Consider the following 18,873-nt stretch of genomic DNA (forward strand, 5'->3'; position numbering starts at 1 on the left):
GGCTATCCCTCCATGGCCCGCAGATGGCGGATCGGGCGACCGGGGCTGATCGACTGCGCGGCGGCGACGATGGCGTTGGCGTCGATGCCATAGTGCCGGTAAAGATCGGCAATGGTCCCGGTCTGGCCGAAATGCTCCACGCCGAGCGCACGGGTACGGTGGCCCACCACCGAACCGAGCCACCCCAATGTTGCCGGATGGCCATCGAGCACGGTCACCAGCCCGCACTGGCGCGGAACGGCGTCGAGCAGGCGCTCGACATGGCTGCGCGCGCCCACCAGACCGCTTTCGCGCGCGCGCGCGCTAGCGTTCCAGCCGGCATTGAGCCGGTCGGCGGAGGTCACCGCGAGAAGGCCGACATCCTTGCGGTCCTCGGACATCAGCCCCACCGCCTCGATGGCTTCGGGCGCCACGACGCCGGTGTAGACCACCACGATCTCGGCGTTCGGTCCCGGCGGACGCACCCAGTAGCCGCCTTCAATGATGTCCCGCTCCAGCGCATTGTCGATCACCCGGCCGGGCTGGTCGAGCGTGCGGGTGGACAGCCGCAGATATACCGAGCCCCCGGTCTCGTCGCGCAGCCAGTTCTCTTCGCCCGCGGCGCTCTCCGACGCAGGCAGTCCTTCACGCTGGAGATGCTCGAACGCCCAGCGCAGCACCACTGCCAGTTCATCGACATAAGCCGGCTCAAAAGCCGCAAGTCCGTCCTGCGCCATGCCGATCAGCGGCGTCGCGATCGACTGATGCGCGCCGCCTTCTGGCGCCAGCGTGAGCCCGGACGGCGTGGCGACAAGGATGAAGCGCGCATCCTGGTAGCAGGCATAGTTCAGCGCATCGAGGCCGCGCTTGATGAACGGGTCGTAGAGCGTGCCGACCGGGATCAGCCGCGCGCCGAACAGCGAGTGGGACAGGCCGAGCGCGCCGAGCAGGATGAACAGGTTCATCTCCGCAATGCCGAGCTCCATGTGCTGGCCCTTCGGCGAGAACGTCCAGTCGAAGGTCGAGGGAATGCGCTCCTGCCGGAACAGGTCCGCCATCGCCTCGCGCGCGAAGAGCCCGCGCCGGTTCACCCAGCCGCCGAGATTGGTCGAGACCGTGACGTCGGGCGAGGTAGTGACGATGCGGTCGGCCAGCGGCCCGCCCGCCCGTGCGATCTCGGCCATGATGAGGCCGAAGCCCTGCTGGGTCGAAAGCGCGCTCTGCTTGGGCACGGCCAGCGTCGCGGGAACCTCGACCCGCGCATCCTCGAAACGTCGCGTGCCGAGGGCGTTGAACGGCACGCGGGAGAGAAAGTCCTCGATCTCGTCGGCAGGCGTCTCAAGCCCCTCGAACCGATCCCATTCGTGGCCCGGCCGCACGCCCATGGCGGTGCGCAGGATCTCCATCTGCGCGGGCGTCATCAGCCCGGCGTGGTTGTCCTTGTGGCCCGCGAGGGGCAGCCCGTACCCCTTGATGGTGTAGGTGATGAACAGCACAGGACGGTCGTGGTCGATGCGCTCGAACGTGTCGACGAGCGAAGCGAGGTCGTGCCCGCCGAGATTGGTCATCAGCAGCGACAGTTCTTCGTCGGAGCGCCGCTCGATCAGCGCCGTCACCGGGCCCTGGTCGCCCAAATCATCCAGCAGCCGCTTGCGCCAGGCCGCACCGCCCTGGAAGGTCAGGGCCGAATAGAGCTGGTTCGGCGCGCGGTCGATCCAGTCGCGCAGGCGCTCGCCACCGGGCTCGGCGAAGGCCTCCTTCAGCCGCTTGCCGTATTTCAGCGTCACCACCTCCCAGCCGAAGGCGCGGAACAGCGCCTCAAGCCGGGCCGGCAGCCCCTCCCGGATCACCGCGTCGAGGCTCTGGCGGTTGTAGTCGAGGATCCACCAGCAATTGCGCAGGCCCTGCTTCCACCCCTCCAGCAGCGCCTCGTAGATATTGCCTTCGTCCATCTCGGCGTCGCCCACCAGGGCGATCATGCGGCCGGCGGGGATGTCGGCGCCAAACCGGTGGGCGCGGACGTAATCCTGCACCAGGCTGGCAAACAGCGTCTGCGCGACGCCCAGTCCCACCGAGCCGGTGGAAAAGTCGACGTCGTCGATGTCCTTGGTCCGCGAGGGATAGGACTGCGCGCCCTTGTAGCCGCGATAGGCTTCGAGCTTTTCACGGGTCTGGTGACCGAGCAGATACTGGATGGCGTGAAAGATCGGGCTGGCATGCGGCTTCACCGCCACCCGGTCCTGCGGACGCAGCACGGAGAAATACAGCGCGGTCATGATGGTGGACAGCGACGCCGAGGAGGCCTGATGCCCGCCCACTTTCAGCCCGTCAGCATTCGTCCGCACATGGTTGGCGTGATGAATGGTCCAGGCCGAAAGCCACGACACCTTCCGCTCCAGGGCGGACAATACCGCGAGATCCGTGTCGGAGGGCCCATGCGCCCCCGGATCGGCGAGGGAAGCGCGCGGCGCGGCACGTTCCCGGCTGGCGGCAGTGTCAGGCGTCTTGGCGTGGTCTTGGAGATTGCTTTTCTTGGCCATTGTCTCCTCCCGTCGGAGCACAATGGATCCAGCCCCGCCGATGACGCAAGACCAAGTTTCGGGTCTTATGCTGTAGCCGTCAGTTTGCCGGCGCGGGATAGCTCGACGCGCCCGGAACCAACCGAACCGGCGCGCCGGTTCCGGTGCCGGACGGCGCCGGCGCCGGCGCGTAATAGCCCGAGCCCGACGACGATATCGGTCTCGTCTGCACCGGTGCCACGCCTGGAAGCACGGGTGGCGTGCTGAAGGGCGAGCTCTGGGTGTTCGACTGCACCGGCCGCGAGGGCGCGGGGTCGATCACCGCGCCGGGCTGCGGTGAGCCGGGCGTGATGCGAGGCTGCGAGCTCGGCGCGAGCTGCTGGGACGTGCCCGGATCGGGAACGGAAGGGTAGCCTTCCACCGGATCGACGAGGTTGCCCTCGTAATAGCCCGGCTGAACCACCGGCTCAGGTGCCGGCACGGCGCTGCCATAGCGAGCCCGACGCGGCGCGGCGGTGCTGCGCACCCGCGTGGTGGGCTCTGGGCCAAGCCATCCGTCGAGCACGGTGCCGTCGCCCTGAATGCCGGAAGGATAGGCCAACGGCCCTCCGATCCGGCCGATCCCCTCCGGCTCCCCCATCGGGCGCCCATAAGGCTGCCAGCCCTGCGGCAGGAAGTAGCCATTGATCGAGAAGCGGTACATTACGCGCAGCAGGTCCTGCTCGCTGGCACCGACCTGGCACAGCCGCAGGCGAATGGCGAGAATGCCGCGGTCACGCCAGATCAGGAAGACCGGGACCTGCGACTGAATACGCTGCCAGCCATAGATGCACAGTTCGCCATTGCCGGCGTTGCCGATCGCGTAGTTGAACGGGCCATAACGGTTCTGCACGTAGTAATTCGAGACGTGCATGGCCACACCGGGCATGCGCTCGTACATTTCGTCGTCGAGCACTTCGTCGTTCAGCCAGTCATCCTTGCGCAGGTTCTCACGACCTGTGGAATTCTTCACCGGGCCGAAGAACACGGCGTAAATCGCGTTCTGGCCACGCGAGTGCGAATTGGTTTCGAGGATGATTTCCTGCTCGACCGCGTTGAGATAATCGGTCTGAAGCACCGCAAGTATACGGGGAGAAGCGCCCGGCTCGGGCAGGACTAGCGCGTCGGAAAGCGGCTTCTCTACGGTGGTGGTCGCCACTTGGGGGCCGCCCGCGTAGTTGGTTCCGAACAGGTTATACGGTGCGCATCCCGCCGCCAAAAGAGCGACGGATATTGCTACACACCTGAGCAATGGCACGTGCGTGCGCCGTCTTCCCATGGACCCTTCGAGCTTTCAAATCGTATTGGCGACAACGCTGCACTTCGGCCATAACGTGGAGAAACAGCCGCGCGAAACCACGCCGAATCACTTACTTAGCCAGACTCTAGCCTGACCAACCGCATGGTGGAATCGAGCAAATGACGAGAGACTCGTGGTTTGGATAGATTTCTTCAACTTCTGAGCACTAAGACACAGTTGGATGAAGGCCCGCGTGCGAGGCGGAAACCAAGCAGGAGGAACGATGCGCAGGGCATGGGCTGCCGGCTTGTGGGCAATAGCGTCACTCGTCGTGGTGTTTTTGATTACGCTGCCGATCAGCCTGCAGGCACATCTCATTGCCGGCTGCATCGTCGTCCTCGTCATGATATTGCTAAAGACCTTCGCCCCACCCGTGGGTATTTTCCGCATGATCGCGCTCGCGCTCGGCACCGCGATCGTGCTGCGTTACGTCTACTGGCGCACCACCAGCACTCTCCCGCCGATCAGCGAAATCGAGAACTTCATCCCGGGCTTCATGCTGTACATCGCCGAGATGTACAGCGTCTTCATGCTGTTCCTCAGCCTGTTCGTCGTCTCCTCGCCGATGCCCCGGCGTCCCACTCCGCCGATCCCGGCCGACCAGACGCCCACCGTCGACGTCTTCGTTCCCACCTACAATGAAAGCGAGGATCTGCTGGCCTCCACGGTCTCGGCCGCGCTGGGCATGGACTATCCGGCGGACAAGTTCACCGTCTGGCTGCTCGACGACGGCGGCACCGACCAGAAATGCCAGCAGGACGATCCCACGGCTGCGGAAGAAGCGCGCCAGCGCCGCGCCGACCTGGAGAAGCTCTGCGAAGGCCTCGGCGCGCGTTATCTCACCCGCGCCCGTAACGAGCACGCCAAGGCCGGCAACCTGAATAACGGCCTTGAACACTCGACCGGCGATCTCGTGGTCGTGTTCGACGCGGACCACGCCCCGACGCGCGACTTCCTGAAGGAGACCGTCGGCTTTTTTGTGCAGGAAGAAGATCTGTTCCTGGTGCAGACGCCCCACTTCTTCATCAGCCCGGACCCGCTGGAGCGCAACCTCGACACCTTCGAGAACATGCCGTCGGAGAACGAGATGTTCTACGGCATCATCCAGCGCGGCCTCGACAAGTGGGATTCGGCGTTCTTCTGCGGCTCCGCCGCGGTGCTTAGCCGGCGTGCGCTGAAGGAAACCAACGGCTTCAGCGGCGTCACCATCACCGAGGATGCGGAAACCGCGCTGGAGCTGCACTCGCGCGGCTGGCATTCGATCTATGTCGACAAGCCGATGATCGCGGGCCTGCAGCCCGACAGCTTCGCCAGCTTCATCGGCCAGCGCTCGCGCTGGGCGCAGGGTATGATGCAGATCCTGCGCTTCCACATGCCGCCGCTGAAGCGCGGCCTCTCGATGCCGCAGCGCCTGAGCTACTGTTCGAGCACGCTGTTCTGGCTGTTTTCCTATCCGCGGCTGATGTTCCTGATCTCGCCGCTGTTCTACCTGTTCTTCTCGCTGCAGATTTTCACCGCGTCGGGTGCCGAGTTTCTCGCCTACACCACGACCTACATGCTGGTGAACCTGCTGATGCAGAACTACCTCTATGGCCGCTATCGCTGGCCGTGGATTTCCGAGCTTTATGAGTACATTCAGGCGGTCTACCTGCTGCCCGCGCTGATCTCCGTCATCCTCAATCCGAGCAGCCCCACCTTCAAGGTGACAGCCAAGGGTGAAACGCTGGACGAAGGCCATGTCTCCCAGATCGGCCGGCCGTTCTTCATCATCTTCGCCGTGCTGATTGTCGCCTTCCTTGTCACGATTTACCGGCTGCTCACCGAGCCGTTCAATGCGGACGTGCTGATCGTCGTCGGCGCCTGGAACGTCCTCAACATCGTCATCGCCGGGTGCGCGCTTGGCGTGGTGTCGGAGCGGCGCAACCGCCGTCGCACGCACCGCGTGGAACTGATGCGGCGCGGCGAACTGCTGATCGACGGCGAGAGCTATGCCGTTTCCATCGACGACGGCTCGCTCGGTGGCGCGCGCATCCGTCCCAATTCGAATGTCAAGCTTCCGGAGATCGAGCGCGGCGCCACCGCCCTGCTGCGCTTCACGCCGCTGGCCAACAACATCGCCATCAACACCGTTCCGATGGTCATCCGCAACGTGGAATATGACGATGAGGGCATCCTGCTCGGCTGCCAGTTCGCGCCGGATCAGCCGCTGCACCATCGCCTGATCTCCGACCTGATCTTCGCCAATTCCGACGAGTGGGAGAAATTCCAGCAGTCCCGGCGCAAGAACCCGGGTGTTCTCATCGGCACCATCCGGTTCATCCGGATGTCGATTTTCCACACCGGCCGGGGGCTGTCCTACCTCGTCCACCTGCACAAGCTCTGGCGCGAGCGACGGCGCCGGCCGGCTCCTGCGGCAGCCAAACGCGGATGATGCACATGCGCGCGCTCACCACCCTCACAGCTGCCGGCCTGTTCGCGCTCGTCGCGGCCAGCGCGGGTGCCCAGCAGGCGGGCTCGGCCGGCCAGGGCACCGGCGGATTCTCGATGACGCCGCCGATACCCGGCTACAACGCGCCGGCGTCACCGGCGGCGACACCGTCCGCGGCACCGGCGCCCGCCGCGACGAACACCCCGCCGCCTGCGCAGGCCAATACGTCGCCCGCGACCAGCCCCTCTTCGGGTGGAACCGGGCGCGTGCCCGCCTTCAGCGTCCCGAGTTTTCCGTCGGCCTCGACAGGTACGCCGCAGGCACCGACGGTGAACGCTCCGAACTCGAACACGTCAGCGCCGGTCGCCCAGGCGGATCCCGCTCCTCAGCCTGCGGCCCCGCAGCCCAGCACCCTGGATACCGGCATCGACCTGCCGGGCCAGCCCGGAGGCCCCGCGCCGACCGCCGCGCCGTTCCAGATGGTCCCCGGCCAGCCGGCACCCGTCGTTACGCCGGTCCCGAGCCGCAATGCCGGCCCCGTCGCGCCGCCGCGACCGGACCGCTACATCATTCCCCAGCCGCGCATGATTTTCGCGGGCGAGGTTTCCTCGCGCGCCTGGGTCATCTTCCTCACCCCGGAGGAAGCCGCGCGGGAAGCGACCTTCCTTCTCAGCTACATCAACTCGGTCGTGGTGATGCCGGAGACCTCGCGCATCCGCGTGTCGATCAACGGCCAGTCGATCATCGAAACACCCATCGCCTCGTCGCAGGAGCCTTCCGCCTTCTCGGTGCCGATCCAGCGCGGCAACCTGCGCGCCGGCCCGAACCTGATCCGCGTCGACGTTGTCCAGCGCCACCGCACCGACTGCGCCGTGACCGCGACTTACGAACTGTGGACCGAGATCAACAATGAGGGCACCGGCATTTCCTTCGCCGGCGGCCGGCCCGCGCTCACGGGCGGGCTCGACGACATGCCCTCCGTCGGCTTCGACGAGACCGGGCAGACCACGATCCGCGTCGTCACGCCCGGCCCGATCGAAGGCGGTGGTAGCGCGCGCGTGCTGCGCGCGGTGCAGGGCCTGGCCGTGCGCGGCATGTTCCCCAACCCGTCGGTGAGCATCGCTGAGGGCCTCCAGGGACCGACACCTCCGGGCGCACTGACCATCGTCATCGGCACCGCTTCCGAACTTCCCCGGCTCATGGCGACCACCCTGCCCGAGGCCCGGCAACGCCCGATCACCAGTTTCGTGCAGGATGACCGGCTGGGCGGGCCGACCCTGGTCATTTCCGGTCCGACGCCGGCCGACGTCGACCGGGCCATCGATCGCCTGAACAGTATTTCCATCGACCAAAGCGACGCCATCAACACCCAGACCCGCTGGTCACCGAACGCGCCGCTGTTCGATGAGGCCCGCCACGTGCGCCTGGCCGAACTTGGCGTCACGACCCAGGAGTTTTCGGGCCGTCGCCTCAGAGCGGAGTTCCAGATCGCGCTGCCACCCGACTTCTTCGCCGAAGCCTATGGCAACGCCACCTTGTCCGTCGATGCTGCCTTCACCGCGGCCGTGCGTCCCGGCAGTCACATCGATCTCTACGTGAACCAGCAGATCGCCTCGACCCTGCCGATCACCACGCGGGGCGGTGGTCTGCTTCAGCACACACCGATGTTTGTTCCGCTGCGCAATTTCCGCGCCGGCATCAACAAGCTCTGGCTTGAGGTCGTGCTCGACACCGAAGCGGATGCGCGCTGCCTGCCGGGCGCCACCCTTCCGGCGGACAACCGTTTCGTTCTGTTCGATTCGTCGGAATTCTCGATCGAGAACTTTGCCCGGATAGGCCGTTTCCCCGACCTCGCGGCCTTCTCGGCCAACGGCTTCCCCTATTATCTCGACGGCAGCCCGATGGCCGTGGTGCTGGCGCGTCAGGATGCCTCCACCCTTTCGGCGGCCAGCACCCTGATTTCCCGCCTCGCCCTCGCCCGGGGCGCGCCGCTGCCGATCGACACTTCCCCCGCGTCGGTCACCCTGGGTGAACGAAACGCGATCTTCGTCGGCGGGATCGACCACATCGCGGCCAGCGTCCTTAGCCAGGTCGGCATCGCTGAATCGACCCGCGCCAACTGGGTGGTCTCCTCTGCGGATGAGCTGTCCGGCGATTCAGCCAGCGAGAGCTACGACAACGTGCTGGAGCGGTTCCGCAACCGCCGCACGGGCGAGGCGCCCCCAATTCCGAGCGAGCAGCCCAACGCACACAACACGCCGGAGATCTATGAGCGCTGGCGTGAAAACGTGGCCAGCCGCGGCGGCGTCTACGCCGTCATGGACCGCTTCGAGAGCTGGCTGCGGAGCACGTTCTCGATCGGCTTCGATTCGCTGCGGATCAAGGAAGGCCCGCGCACCATGTACGAGCCGCCGCCGCGCACCTCGATCCTGATGGCGCAAGGCAGCAGCACGAACGGCAATTCGGCCTGGACTCTGGTGACGGCGCGCACGTCGGACACGCTGGCCAATTCCATGTCGCGCTTCACCTCGGATGCGGTGTGGAACCGCATCGGTGGTCAGGCGGTCGCGTTCCAGAACTCGACCGGCGACGTGGAACGCCGCGACGTCGGCTCCTTCCGCTTCATCGTCACCCAGCCGCTCTCCTTCAGCAATCTCCGCATGATCGCGGCGAATTGGCTTTCCACCAACATTATGCCCTATGCTTTGATGCTGGTGCTCGCTGGTACGCTGCTGGGTATATTCACCGCATTCCTGCTGAAACGACTAGGGCGCCCGACATGATTCGACACCTGCTTGCCGGCATTTTCTTGCTCGCCTGCGGGAGTATTCAATCAATGGCCCAGGTCGCGACGCCGATTCCTGCCGACATGTGGTCGACCTATATGAACCGCTTCGTCGAAGACAGCGGGCGCGTGGTCGACGAGGCCAATGGCAACATCAGTCATAGCGAAGGCCAAGGTTATGGCCTGCTTCTGGCGTATTTGGCTGGTGACAGAAGCAACTTCGAGCGCATATGGAGTTTCACGCGTACTGAGTTGCTGATTCGCGACGACGGACTCGTTGCATGGCGCTGGGATCCCAATTCCTCACCGCATGTGACGGACGTTAACGCGGCCAGCGATGGCGATTTGTTAATTGCATATGCTTTGGCGCGAGCGGGTCGCACATGGGGCGTTCAGGGATATACGCAGAGCGCGCAGCGGATTGCGAAAGCGGTCGGGCGCAAGCTGGTCGTGCACAACGGCCAGCGGCTCGTATTGCTTCCGGGTGCCACGGGCTTCTCTTCGGCCGACCGCAAGGACGGCCCGATTCTCAATCTATCCTATTGGATCTTCGAGACTTTTCCGATCATGGCGCAGCTTGCGCCGGAGACCGATTGGGCCGAGGTCGGAAAGAGCGGACTGGAGCTGCTGCGCATCGCGCGGCTCGGTCCGGCGCAGCTTCCGCCCGACTGGATCTCGGCGCCGGACAACGCGCCCGTAACCTTGGCCGAGGGCTTCGCGCCGGTCTTTGGTTACAATTCATTAAGGATATCTCTTTACCTGTTGCGTGCAGGGATTACGGACGCAGATTTACAGGAGTCATTCCGCCGGAACTGGTTGATGGACAATGGGGGCAGCCCGGCCATCGTCGAGATTCCGACCGGACGCGTACTTACGCGGCTAACCGACCCGGGCTATCGCATGCTCGGAGCGGTTTTGGCATGTTCCCTGAGTGCGACCCCCATCCCTGAAGACCTTCGACGGTTCGAGCCGACGCTCTACTATCCGTCGACACTTTATTTGTTGGGTTGGGCCCTGCTCGCGGAGAAATATCCGAGATGTCTCTAAAGAGAGCTGCCTTGCTGATCGTCCTCGCGGGAGCCATTGTCCCCGCGATCGCTCAGCAGGTTCAGCTCCCAGGTGGCTCCGGCACCTCTGCCAGCAATGGTTCACGTCCCAAGGTCGACGAGACCGCGCTGCGCTACTTCGCATCTCAAGGGGATACCCGCCGCCTCGAAGCGGAAATCGCGCGCCTCCGCGCGCTCTATCCCGAATGGTCGCCGCCCGCCGACCTGTTCGGCCCGCAGACAGACGTCGAGCTGGAGCGGATGTGGAAGCTCTACGCCGAGGGCAAGTATACTGACGTGCGCGGCGCCATCGCCGCCCGACAGGCGGCTGACCCGCAGTGGGATCCGCCGGCCGACCTGCTCGCCCGCCTCACAGAGGCCGAGAACCGCCAGCGCCTGATCAATGCGTCGGACGCCCAGCAGTGGAACACCGTGCTGCGCCTTGCGACCGAGGCGCCGGGCATGCTCACCTGCACCAATGTCGACATTCTGTGGCGCGTCGCCGAGGCCTTCGCCAAGACCGACCAGACCCCGCGCGCCCTGGCCGCCTACACCTATGTCCTGACCAACTGCAACGACACCAACGAACGTGTGGCGACGATGCAGAAGGCGATCCCGCTTCTCAGCGACGAGCAGCTCGAAAACCTGCTGAAGCTGGAGCGCAAGGACACCGAGGGCAAGCCGGAGTTCACCGTCCTTCGCGATGATCTGATCCGCCGTCGCATGGGCAAGGCGGCGGAGAACCCGGAATTCAAGGTTCCCGATGCCGACATCACGCGCATGGAGGAACTCTCCAAGAAGGAGACCGGCCCGGGCGACCCGCTCCTGCTCGGTTGGTACCTCTTCCGCCATGACGAGGCGGGCCGCGCGCTGGAATGGTTCAAGCTGGCGCTCGACCGCAAGGGCGGCCCGAAGGCGGCGGAGGGCTACGTCCTCTCCCTCAACTTCCTCGGCCGCGCGCTTGAGGCCGAGCCGATCGCCTATGAGTGGCGCGACAGCTCGCCCGAGAACAACAAGGCCTATCTCGACGTCGTCATCAGCCTGCTGACCGCCGATCCTCCGCCCGTGCTCGACGAGATCGTGCTCTCCCGGTTCAGCCCCGTGGTGATGCGCGACAAGTATGTGCCCGGCGCGCAGGCCCTCGGCTGGTACGCCTATAACACCGGGCAGATCGTTACCGCCCGTTCCTGGTTCGAGACCGCACTGAACTGGGATCCCAATGACGAGCCGTCCGCCTATGGTCTCGCTCTTTCCTACTGGCGCCTGAAGGACATCGCGCGTCTCAACGCGATCGTGCGCGGCTGGGCCACCCGCTCCGAGCGTATCGTCGCGCTGGTCGATCCTGCGGTTCGTGCGCGGCTTGAAGCCCGCAACGCCCAGACCCAGTTCACGGCCTATACCGACCCGCTGGTTGCCGCCGCCGCGCGTCTGACCCCGACGCCGACCCTGCAGCCGCCGCCGCTCGGCGTGCCGACCCGGATGCCGGGCCCGTCGGCGCAGTTCCAGCCGGTGCCCGGTGCGACGGCGAACGCCTACGCGCCCACTGGCCAGTTCCAGCCCCTGCCGGGCGCAACCACGAACGCCTATGCGCCGACCAGCCAGTTCCAGCCCGTGCCGGGCGCGCAGGTCAGCTCCTACGCACCCACCAACGACTTCCAGCCGGTGCCGCAGTTCCAGGGCGCGGCCGCCCAGGCGGTGAATTATACCCCGCCGCCGACCCCGCAGCGCCGTCGCAGCATGTCGCGCTCGGTGGCGCGCACCGGCAGCAGCGTGTCCGATTCCGGCGGCTCGGCCGGAGCGGCACTGGCCCGCGGCTGGAAGCTCATGGAACTCAACCGGCCGATCGAGGCCGTGCCGGAGTTCGATTACGCCATCAAGTACGGCAAGGGCCGCACCGCGGAAGATGCCGCCTACGGCAAGTCGCTGGCCTATATGCGCAAGGGCATGACCAATGCGGCCCAGGTCGCCGCGCTCGAAACCCCGCAGAATCCGCGCCGCTCCCTGCAGCTCACCGCCGACATCACGGCCCAGCGTGCCTATGAATTCTACCGCGATGGCCGCTATGTCGAAGCCATCATCTCGCTGGACGAGCATGCACGGCTGGCACCGGAACAGCAGGACATGATGCTGCTGCGCGCCTGGTGCTACTACCAGCTCCGCGATTTCCAGTCGTCGCGCCGGATTTTCCGCGCCCTCTCGGCGCAGGGCAACGTCAAGGCGTCCGAAGGCATCAACGCCATCGATGCCGCCACCCGCAAGGTGCGCGACGCTTACTGACGCCGCATCCTAAGGGTCTGCACCCGCGCGCGGGTGCACAGGCCTTGGCCGCAGCAATGCGCGGCCAGCTCCGCTCCCGTGGCATCAGCGCGGGGTGGAAAGTGGCGGAAGAGAGTGGGAGTCGAACCCACCAGAGACCGGCTCGCGGCCCCTCCCGGATTTGAAGTCCGGACGCCCCACCAGGGACGCCTCTCTTCCCAAAGGATCGCGCGCATTCTCCGCGATCAGGCCGAACAGGTCCAGCCGGTGCGGGTTGATGCGCCTCACATCGCCCCGGCGCAAGGTGACGCCGTGGCGGTCGAGAAACTCGAGTATCTGGATCGCGACCTTGCGCCCGACCGCGTGCTCGCCCTGCTCGATCCGGTCGCGGAAGGCGGCCGCGGCGAACTGACCGTTCGGCGCGCCGTCGCCCAACTGCTTCGCCGTCGCCACCAGCGTGGCGACCGTGGAACGCAGGAAAAAATGGTCATGCGCCACCTCGTCCACCCGCCCCATGCGACCGAGCAGCTTCAGCAGCCGGCGGATATCGGCCTCGCCATGGCCGGTCGTCGCGGCAAGGTCGCGCACGCGCGGAGGCCGGAACCGCTCGACCCCGCCAAGGCGCGGCTCGATCTCTTCCCAAAGCACATCGTCGTCGCGGGTCAGGCGCACCTCGTGGCCGGCGAGCCGCACCCACGCCCCTTCCAGCGCGAGGCTTCCCTCCCCGGCAAGGCGCCTCAGGGCAGAGGCGAACACCGGCTTGTCGAGCCGGGGCGTCAGCGCCAGCCGCAGCTTTTCAGCGCCGATGCCGGGCAGGTCCGGATTGGCATCGTGAAAGCGCGTCAGCTCCGCCACCAAGCCGTCGCGGAAGTCGTTCCAGCGACCCTCGGTCAGCGCCACGCGGGCCTCGCCCGCCGCCAGCAGGACGACGCCGAGCCGCGTGGCCACGGCTTCGATGGTCTGCGCACCCAGCGCCCTGTCGCGGGCGAAGGCGTCGAGGTCGACATGGCCGGGCTCGATCGCGAGCAGCCGCGCCAATTCCGCCGCTGGGTCGGACCCGCCCAGCGCCTCCAGCAGCGCCAGCCGGGCCGGCACACGTCGCCGCCGTGCGGGCGCGCGCAGATCGAGAAACACGCCCCCGCCGACAGTGCGCTGGGCCGAGGTGTCGCGGATCACGAAGCGATCGCCCACGGCGGCCGCGATGGGCCGGTCGAGCACAAGCTGCACCATCGCCGAACCGCCGGCGGCCACCACGTCCTGCGACAGCGGCACCAGCCGGGCGCCAACCTCGGCGGAGGCATGGTGCAGCCTCACCGGAAACCACTGGCCCAGAGGCTTCGGCTCACCCGGCAGCACATCTAGCCGGGCATCGATGCGCAAGGTCGGCGCGTGCAGGACGGGGTCGAGCACCATGTCACCGCGGGTGATCGCCTCATGGCCCACGCCCTCGCCCGCGAGGTTCAGCGCGCAGCGCTCGCCCGCGCTGCCCTTCTCCGCCTTGCGGTTCTGCGCATGGATCGAGCGCACGCGCGCGCCCAGCCCCGAGGGGCTGATACTCACCCGGTCGCCGACCGCGACCGCACCGGAAAGCACCGTCCCCGTCACCACCGTGCCCGTGCCGGCCAGCGTGAAGCAGCGATCCACCGCCAGCCGGAATCGCCCGTCACTGCTGCGCGCGGCGAACCCCCGCGCGGCGTCCGCAAGCCTCTGGCGCAGTACCGCGATGCCCTCACCCGACATCACCGAAACCGGCACGATCTCGGCCCTCTCCAGCGCGGTGCCCGCGACAAGCGCCTCGATCTGCGCCTCCACCACGGCGCGGCGGGAGGCATCGGCAAGGTCGGCCTTGGTCAGCGCCACGACACCACGGGTAATGCCCAAAAGGTTCAGCAGCGCCAGATGTTCGCGCGTCTGCGGCATCACCCCGTCATCGGCGGCCACCACCAACAGCGCGAAGTCGATCCCGCTGGCGCCCGCCAGCATGGTGCGGATGAAGCGCTCATGGCCGGGCACGTCGATGAAGCCGAGAGTGCCTTCCTCCGTCGGCAGGTAGGCGAAGCCGAGGTCGATGGAAATGCCCCGCGCCTTCTCCTCCTTCAGCCGGTCGGTATCGACCCCGGTCAGCGCGCCGATGAGCGCCGTCTTGCCGTGATCGACATGCCCGGCCGTGCCCACAATCATGGAAGCGTCCCCAGGGCACCGAGGCTGGCGAGGAAACCGGCCGGATCCTCAAGACAACGCAGGTCGAGCAGCAGCGCTCCCTCCGTTATCCGTCCGATCACCGGCAAGGGAAGCGCGCGCAGCGCCGCCGCCAGCGCGTTCAACGCGCCGCCCGAGGCCGCACCGACGGGCCGAATGGCGAGCCCGGCACTTGGCAGCGTTTCCAGCGGCAGCGCGCCCGAGCCGATCTGGCTGGCGCACTCGACCACCTCGACCGCGAAGGTCGGCCCCAGACGTTCGGCCACGTCGAGGGCCAGCGCCTCGCCCAGCGCGGCAAGTTCCCCCCGCGAGCGGGCGAGCAGCCTGAGCGTGGGCAGCTTCACCGCCAGCCGCTCGGGATCGCGATAGAGTTTGAGCGTCGCCTCCAGCGCGGCGAGGCGGATCTTGTCGACCCTCAAGGCCCGCTTCATCGGATTGGCATTGATCTTCGCGATCAGCTCCGCCCGTCCGACGATGAAGCCGGTCTGCGGTCCGCCCAGCAGCTTGTCGCCGGAGAAGGTGACGATGTCGGCCCCCTCCATCACCGCCTCGCGCACGGTCGGCTCGTGCGCCAGCCCGAGGCGCGCCAGGTCGAACAGCGTGCCCGATCCCAGGTCGTTCACCAGGGGTACGCCGCGCGCCCGCGCGATCTCGCCAAGCTCGCGGGCGCTCACCTCGCGGGTGAACCCCTCGATGCGGTAATTCGAGGTGTGCACCTTCAGCACCAGCCCCGTCTCGGCGCCGAGCGCGCCGGCATAGTCGCGGGGATGCGTGCGGTTGGTGGTGCCCACCTCGACCAGCTTCACCCCGGCCCGCGCCATGATGTCGGGCATGCGGAAGGCCCCGCCGATCTCGATCAGCTCGCCGCGCGACACCACGGCCTCGCGTCCCAGCCCGAGGGTGTTGAGCACCAGCAGCACGGCGGCCGCGTTGTTGTTGACGACGGTGGCGTCCTCGGCCCCGGTCAGTTCGATCAGCAGGTCGCGCACATGGTCGTCGCGCTCGCCGCGCGTGCCGGTGTCGATGTCGTATTCCAGCGCCACGGCGGAGCGCATGGCGGCGGTTGCGGCCTCCACGGCCTCCTCCGCCAGCAGGGCGCGGCCGAGATTGGTGTGCAGCACCGTGCCGGTCAGGTTGAACACCGGACGAAGGCTGGCCCGGGCGGTCCGTTCCAGCGCATCGCCCGCAGCCAGCGCCACATGGTCGGCCGAGGGCAGGCTGGCGAGCTGGCCGGCGAGCAGGAAGGCGCGGGCCTCGTCGAGCGCGGCGCGAATCGCGCCGGTGGTCGCGGCGCGGCCAAAGCGCTCGCTGGCGAGCTGTGCCGCCGGCGTCTTCAGAACGAGGTCGACCGAGGGCAGGTCGCGCGGTGAGGGACGGGACAGCGAGCCGTCGAGGGGAGCGTCCATTCGCGCCTCCTCAGTAGCCGAGCAGGAACGGATTGAACGCGGCCCGCCGGTACGGCCCTTCGCGCATCATCAGGTCGAGGCCAAGCGTGCCGACATCGTCCGCCACCGCCTCGATGGTGGTGTCCTTGTTCTGGTACATCACCTTCACATAGGTGCGGCATTCCTCGCAGGTCTCGGCCTTGACGGTGCCGGGGCTGTGATCGATCTCCTGGTAGCCGATGCCCTTGGTGCTGCCGCAGGAACAGCAGCGGATGCGCACATAGTGCCATTGCGTGGCGCACAGCGAGCAGACGCAGAAGCGGCTGCCGTGAGCGTTCGGGCGATCAACCACCAGCGAGGCCACCGGCGGCCCGCCGCAGGCCGGGCAGATGCCATCGCCCACCGGCACCAGCTTGGCGACGTCGAGCCCGGCGGCGAGGCGGACGAAGTGCACCTGAAGCGCGGCCGCGACATAGATGTGCTCGGCGAGACTTTCCACCGGCATGGCATGGGCGAGCACGTCGCGCACCATCTGGGCGCGCTGCGCGCCATCCGCCGCGCTCACCCGCGCCAGCGCCTCACCGGCCTCGGCTGGCATGGCGACGCGCGCGCTGGCATCGAACAGCGCGTCGAGCGTCTGCTCCAGCGTGTCGTCAAGCGTCAGGCTGGAACGGTCGAGCGCCGGCATCTGGTGAGCCGCCGCGCGCTCCAACGTCTCCTCGTCCGGCGGCTCGACGGGAGGAAGACCCGCAAGGATCGCCTGCTGGGCATCGACCAGGCCGGCCACGAAACTGAGATAGGGCTCCAGCGGGCTGACCTCGGCATAGACCCGCAGCCGCGCCGCCCGGGCCACGAACACGGTCGCCAGATCGGGAAGAACCGCCAGAGGCGGGGTCGAGACATCGCCGATCACCGACGGGTCGGGCTGTAGACTGGCAGACATTCTTTCCTCACGAACCGCACCGGCCACGTGGCTACGCGACTTGAAACACCCCGACCCGGAACCGGCCCCAGGATCGGAATTCCGCAGAACTCACCTCGGGCCCCGCCTCGCTCGACAGGCTGACGACCCGGGCGCCGGAATCAGGACAAGCCAGATATAGGTCGCCCCCGCCCCGCCGGCGACCCCCGGCACGTCAAGCCGGCGCTCGCGCACGAGAGACAACTCCCCGCCGCACCGTCCGTGCGACGGGCCTGCGCAGACCCGCGCCTATTCGGCTGGCGCGCGCGGACCGCGCGGGGACTTCCCGACCAGCTCGCGCAGCCATTTGCGATGGTGACGCCAGGCCCAGCCACCGGTGACCTTGCCCCGCGTCATCGCCCCCATCGTTCCCTTCACCCAGATCGCCGCATAGACGTGGACGATCCACACGCAGATGATCACCACCGCGGTAATCGAGTGAGCGAGGATGGCGACGCGCTTCTGCGGGATGGTGGTGTAATCGAAGAAGTACTGGTCCCACATCACCACGCCGGAAACGATCAGCACCAGGATCAGCCCGGACATGGCCCAGAACACGCCCTTCTGGCCGGCATTGTACTTGCCGACCTCGGGCATCTTCTCCTCGTGACCCGCCAGCAGATCGGCCGAATGGGCGACCCAGGCCACGTCCTCGCGCGCCGGCAGGTTCGCCCGCCAGAAGCGGATGAACAGGCCGGAGAAGGAGAAGAACAGCACCACGCCGATCCACGGATGCAGGATCCGCGTCAACTGCCCGCCGCCGAACAGGCCGGTCAGGAAGAACAGCCACGGCGTGAACAGCGCGAGACCCGAGAGCGCCAGCAGCACCAGGCAGACGGCGGTGATCCAGTGGTTGATGCGCGCGGGTCCCGTATAGCGGTCCACGATCACCGGGGGGCCGGGATGCACGGCGTCCCCGGCCTCGACATCGTCGGGAACGTGCGGCGCCTTCTGGTGGTCCGCCGTCATGGCGCACTCCCCTGGCTATGAGAAGGCCCTGAGGGCGTGTCGGGAGGGGGCGGGGATGCCTTGCCTTCCGTGAGCCTCTCGGCGTTCTCCTCGTCCTCCTCCGTCACCTTGTTGGGGCCGGTGACGACGTAGTGCAGCAGGCCCGCGGCGGCGGCGAAGCCCATCACCGCGAGGCCGACATATTTGGTCGCGCCCTTCCAGGCCTGCACGATGGGTGAGATGTGCGGGTCGTCGGGAAGGCCGGCATAGATCGACGGCTGGTCCGCGTGCGGCAGAACATACATGACATGGGTGCCGCCCACACCCGCCGGGTCGTAGAGGCCGGCATTGTCAAAGCCGCGCGTCTTCAGGTCCTTGATGCGGAAATCCGCCCAGTCCTTCATCTCCTGCTTGGTGCCGAAGACGATGGCCTGTGTCGGGCAGGCCTTCTGGCAGGCCGGCCCCTGGCCGACCGCGACGCGGTCCGAGCACAGCGTGCACTTGTAGACCGTGTGATCGACCTTCGACATGCGCGGGATGTCGAACGGGCAGCCCTTGATGCAGTAGCCGCAGCCGATGCAGTTCTCGTGGATGAAATCCACGATACCGTTGGAATACTGCACGATCGCGCCCGGCGAGGGACAGGCCTTGAGGCAGCCCGGATCCTCGCAGTGCATGCAGCCATCCTTGCGGATGAGCCATTCGAGATTGTCGGTCTCGGGGTTCTCCCACTCGGTGAAGCGCATCAGCGTGAAGGTGTTCGCCGTCAGGTCCATGGGGTTGGTGTAGACCCCGTGGTTGAAGCCGATCTCCTCGGTGAGCTGGTTCCATTCCAGGCAGGCGGACTGGCAAGCCTTGCAGCCGATGCATTTGGATACATCGATCAGCTTGGCCACCTCGGTCAGCCGCTCGGCGGGAGGGGTCACCTGCGACGCCGAGCGCCGCAGGATGTCCTTCTCGCCGAAGCGCGGCCTGTCCGCGGCCGGGTCGACGGACGGATTCGGAATAGGTGGAAACATCGCGCCGCC

Annotated in this window: 10 protein-coding genes, 1 tRNA gene and 1 pseudogene; 4 read left to right on the forward strand and 8 right to left on the reverse strand. The window is 66.9% G+C overall.

Annotated elements, in window-relative coordinates; translation table 11 throughout:
- Window positions 1-2: 2 nt before the first annotated feature.
- Entirely contained in the window at window positions 3-2,519 is a 2,517-nt protein-coding gene (locus G3A50_RS06950; RefSeq protein ID WP_163074566.1) for a transketolase, read from the reverse strand.
- Between the two features lie 79 nt (window positions 2,520-2,598).
- Window positions 2,599-3,696, reverse strand: a complete 1,098-nt coding sequence (gene bcsN / locus G3A50_RS06955) for a cellulose biosynthesis protein BcsN (RefSeq protein ID WP_163074567.1) — start codon at window positions 3,694-3,696, stop codon at window positions 2,599-2,601.
- A 364-nt stretch (window positions 3,697-4,060) separates the two neighbouring features.
- Between bcsN and bcsA the strand changes: the two genes are divergently transcribed.
- Genes bcsA through G3A50_RS06975 form a run of 4 tightly spaced genes read left to right on the forward strand, consistent with a single transcriptional unit; the run spans window position 4,061 to window position 12,373 of the window.
- Window positions 4,061-6,268, forward strand: a complete 2,208-nt coding sequence (bcsA, locus tag G3A50_RS06960; RefSeq protein WP_163074568.1) for a UDP-forming cellulose synthase catalytic subunit — start codon at window positions 4,061-4,063, stop codon at window positions 6,266-6,268.
- A gap of 5 nt (window positions 6,269-6,273) precedes the next feature.
- On the forward strand, window positions 6,274-9,048 hold the full coding sequence (locus tag G3A50_RS06965) for a cellulose biosynthesis cyclic di-GMP-binding regulatory protein BcsB (protein WP_163074569.1): 2,775 nt from the start codon (window positions 6,274-6,276) through the stop codon (window positions 9,046-9,048).
- Complete coding sequence (locus G3A50_RS06970) at window positions 9,045-10,097, forward strand: family 8 glycosyl hydrolase (RefSeq protein WP_163074570.1); 1,053 nt, start codon at window positions 9,045-9,047, stop codon at window positions 10,095-10,097. The genes G3A50_RS06965 and G3A50_RS06970 overlap by 4 nt, the downstream gene beginning before the upstream one ends.
- A gap of 11 nt (window positions 10,098-10,108) precedes the next feature.
- A complete protein-coding gene (locus G3A50_RS06975; protein ID WP_246252207.1) occupies window positions 10,109-12,373 on the forward strand; it encodes a polyadenylate binding domain-containing protein in 2,265 nt (754 codons plus the stop codon).
- Between the two features lie 102 nt (window positions 12,374-12,475).
- Here G3A50_RS06975 and G3A50_RS06980 read toward each other — a convergent pair.
- From G3A50_RS06980 to fdxH, 6 genes and pseudogenes are all read right to left on the reverse strand, one after another.
- Window positions 12,476-12,571: transfer RNA gene (locus G3A50_RS06980), tRNA-Sec, on the reverse strand.
- A 117-nt stretch (window positions 12,572-12,688) separates the two neighbouring features.
- A pseudogene (selB, locus tag G3A50_RS06985) lies at window positions 12,689-14,533 on the reverse strand (selenocysteine-specific translation elongation factor); the annotation flags it as partial.
- The gene (gene selA, locus G3A50_RS06990; protein ID WP_163074572.1) at window positions 14,530-15,957 is read right to left on the reverse strand and encodes an L-seryl-tRNA(Sec) selenium transferase; all 1,428 of its coding nucleotides are present in this window, start codon (window positions 15,955-15,957) and stop codon (window positions 14,530-14,532) included. The gene selA and the pseudogene selB, both read right to left, overlap by 4 nt.
- Before the next feature lie 10 nt (window positions 15,958-15,967).
- Window positions 15,968-16,879 carry a formate dehydrogenase accessory protein FdhE gene (fdhE, locus tag G3A50_RS06995; RefSeq protein WP_163074573.1) on the reverse strand — a complete coding sequence of 304 codons (912 nt, stop codon included), beginning with the start codon at window positions 16,877-16,879 and terminating at the stop codon, window positions 15,968-15,970.
- 267 nt (window positions 16,880-17,146) lie between these two features.
- Window positions 17,147-17,866, reverse strand: coding sequence for a formate dehydrogenase subunit gamma (locus G3A50_RS07000; protein ID WP_163074574.1), 720 nt, complete (start codon window positions 17,864-17,866; stop codon window positions 17,147-17,149).
- Window positions 17,863-18,864 carry a formate dehydrogenase subunit beta gene (gene fdxH / locus G3A50_RS07005; protein ID WP_163074575.1) on the reverse strand — a complete coding sequence of 334 codons (1,002 nt, stop codon included), beginning with the start codon at window positions 18,862-18,864 and terminating at the stop codon, window positions 17,863-17,865. Before fdxH ends, G3A50_RS07000 begins: the two co-directional genes overlap by 4 nt.
- Window positions 18,865-18,873: the final 9 nt, after the last annotated feature.

Origin of the sequence: Ancylobacter pratisalsi (assembly GCF_010669125.1) — a bacterium.
Taxonomy (GTDB): Bacteria; Pseudomonadota; Alphaproteobacteria; order Rhizobiales; family Xanthobacteraceae; genus Ancylobacter; species Ancylobacter pratisalsi.

Bases quoted from the DNA above. Each gene is read 5' to 3' on its own strand.
- fdxH (WP_163074575.1), bottom strand. From the start codon at position 18,864: ATGTTTCCACCTATTCCGAATCCGTCCGTCGACCCGGCCGCGGACAGG.
- bcsA (WP_163074568.1), top strand. From the start codon at position 4,061: ATGCGCAGGGCATGGGCTGCCGGCTTGTGGGCAATAGCGTCACTCGTC.
- G3A50_RS06965 (WP_163074569.1), top strand. From the start codon at position 6,274: ATGCGCGCGCTCACCACCCTCACAGCTGCCGGCCTGTTCGCGCTCGTC.
- selA (WP_163074572.1), bottom strand. From the start codon at position 15,957: ATGGACGCTCCCCTCGACGGCTCGCTGTCCCGTCCCTCACCGCGCGAC.
- G3A50_RS06970 (WP_163074570.1), top strand. From the start codon at position 9,045: ATGATTCGACACCTGCTTGCCGGCATTTTCTTGCTCGCCTGCGGGAGT.
- G3A50_RS07000 (WP_163074574.1), bottom strand. From the start codon at position 17,866: ATGACGGCGGACCACCAGAAGGCGCCGCACGTTCCCGACGATGTCGAG.
- fdhE (WP_163074573.1), bottom strand. From the start codon at position 16,879: ATGTCTGCCAGTCTACAGCCCGACCCGTCGGTGATCGGCGATGTCTCG.
- G3A50_RS06950 (WP_163074566.1), bottom strand. From the start codon at position 2,519: ATGGCCAAGAAAAGCAATCTCCAAGACCACGCCAAGACGCCTGACACT.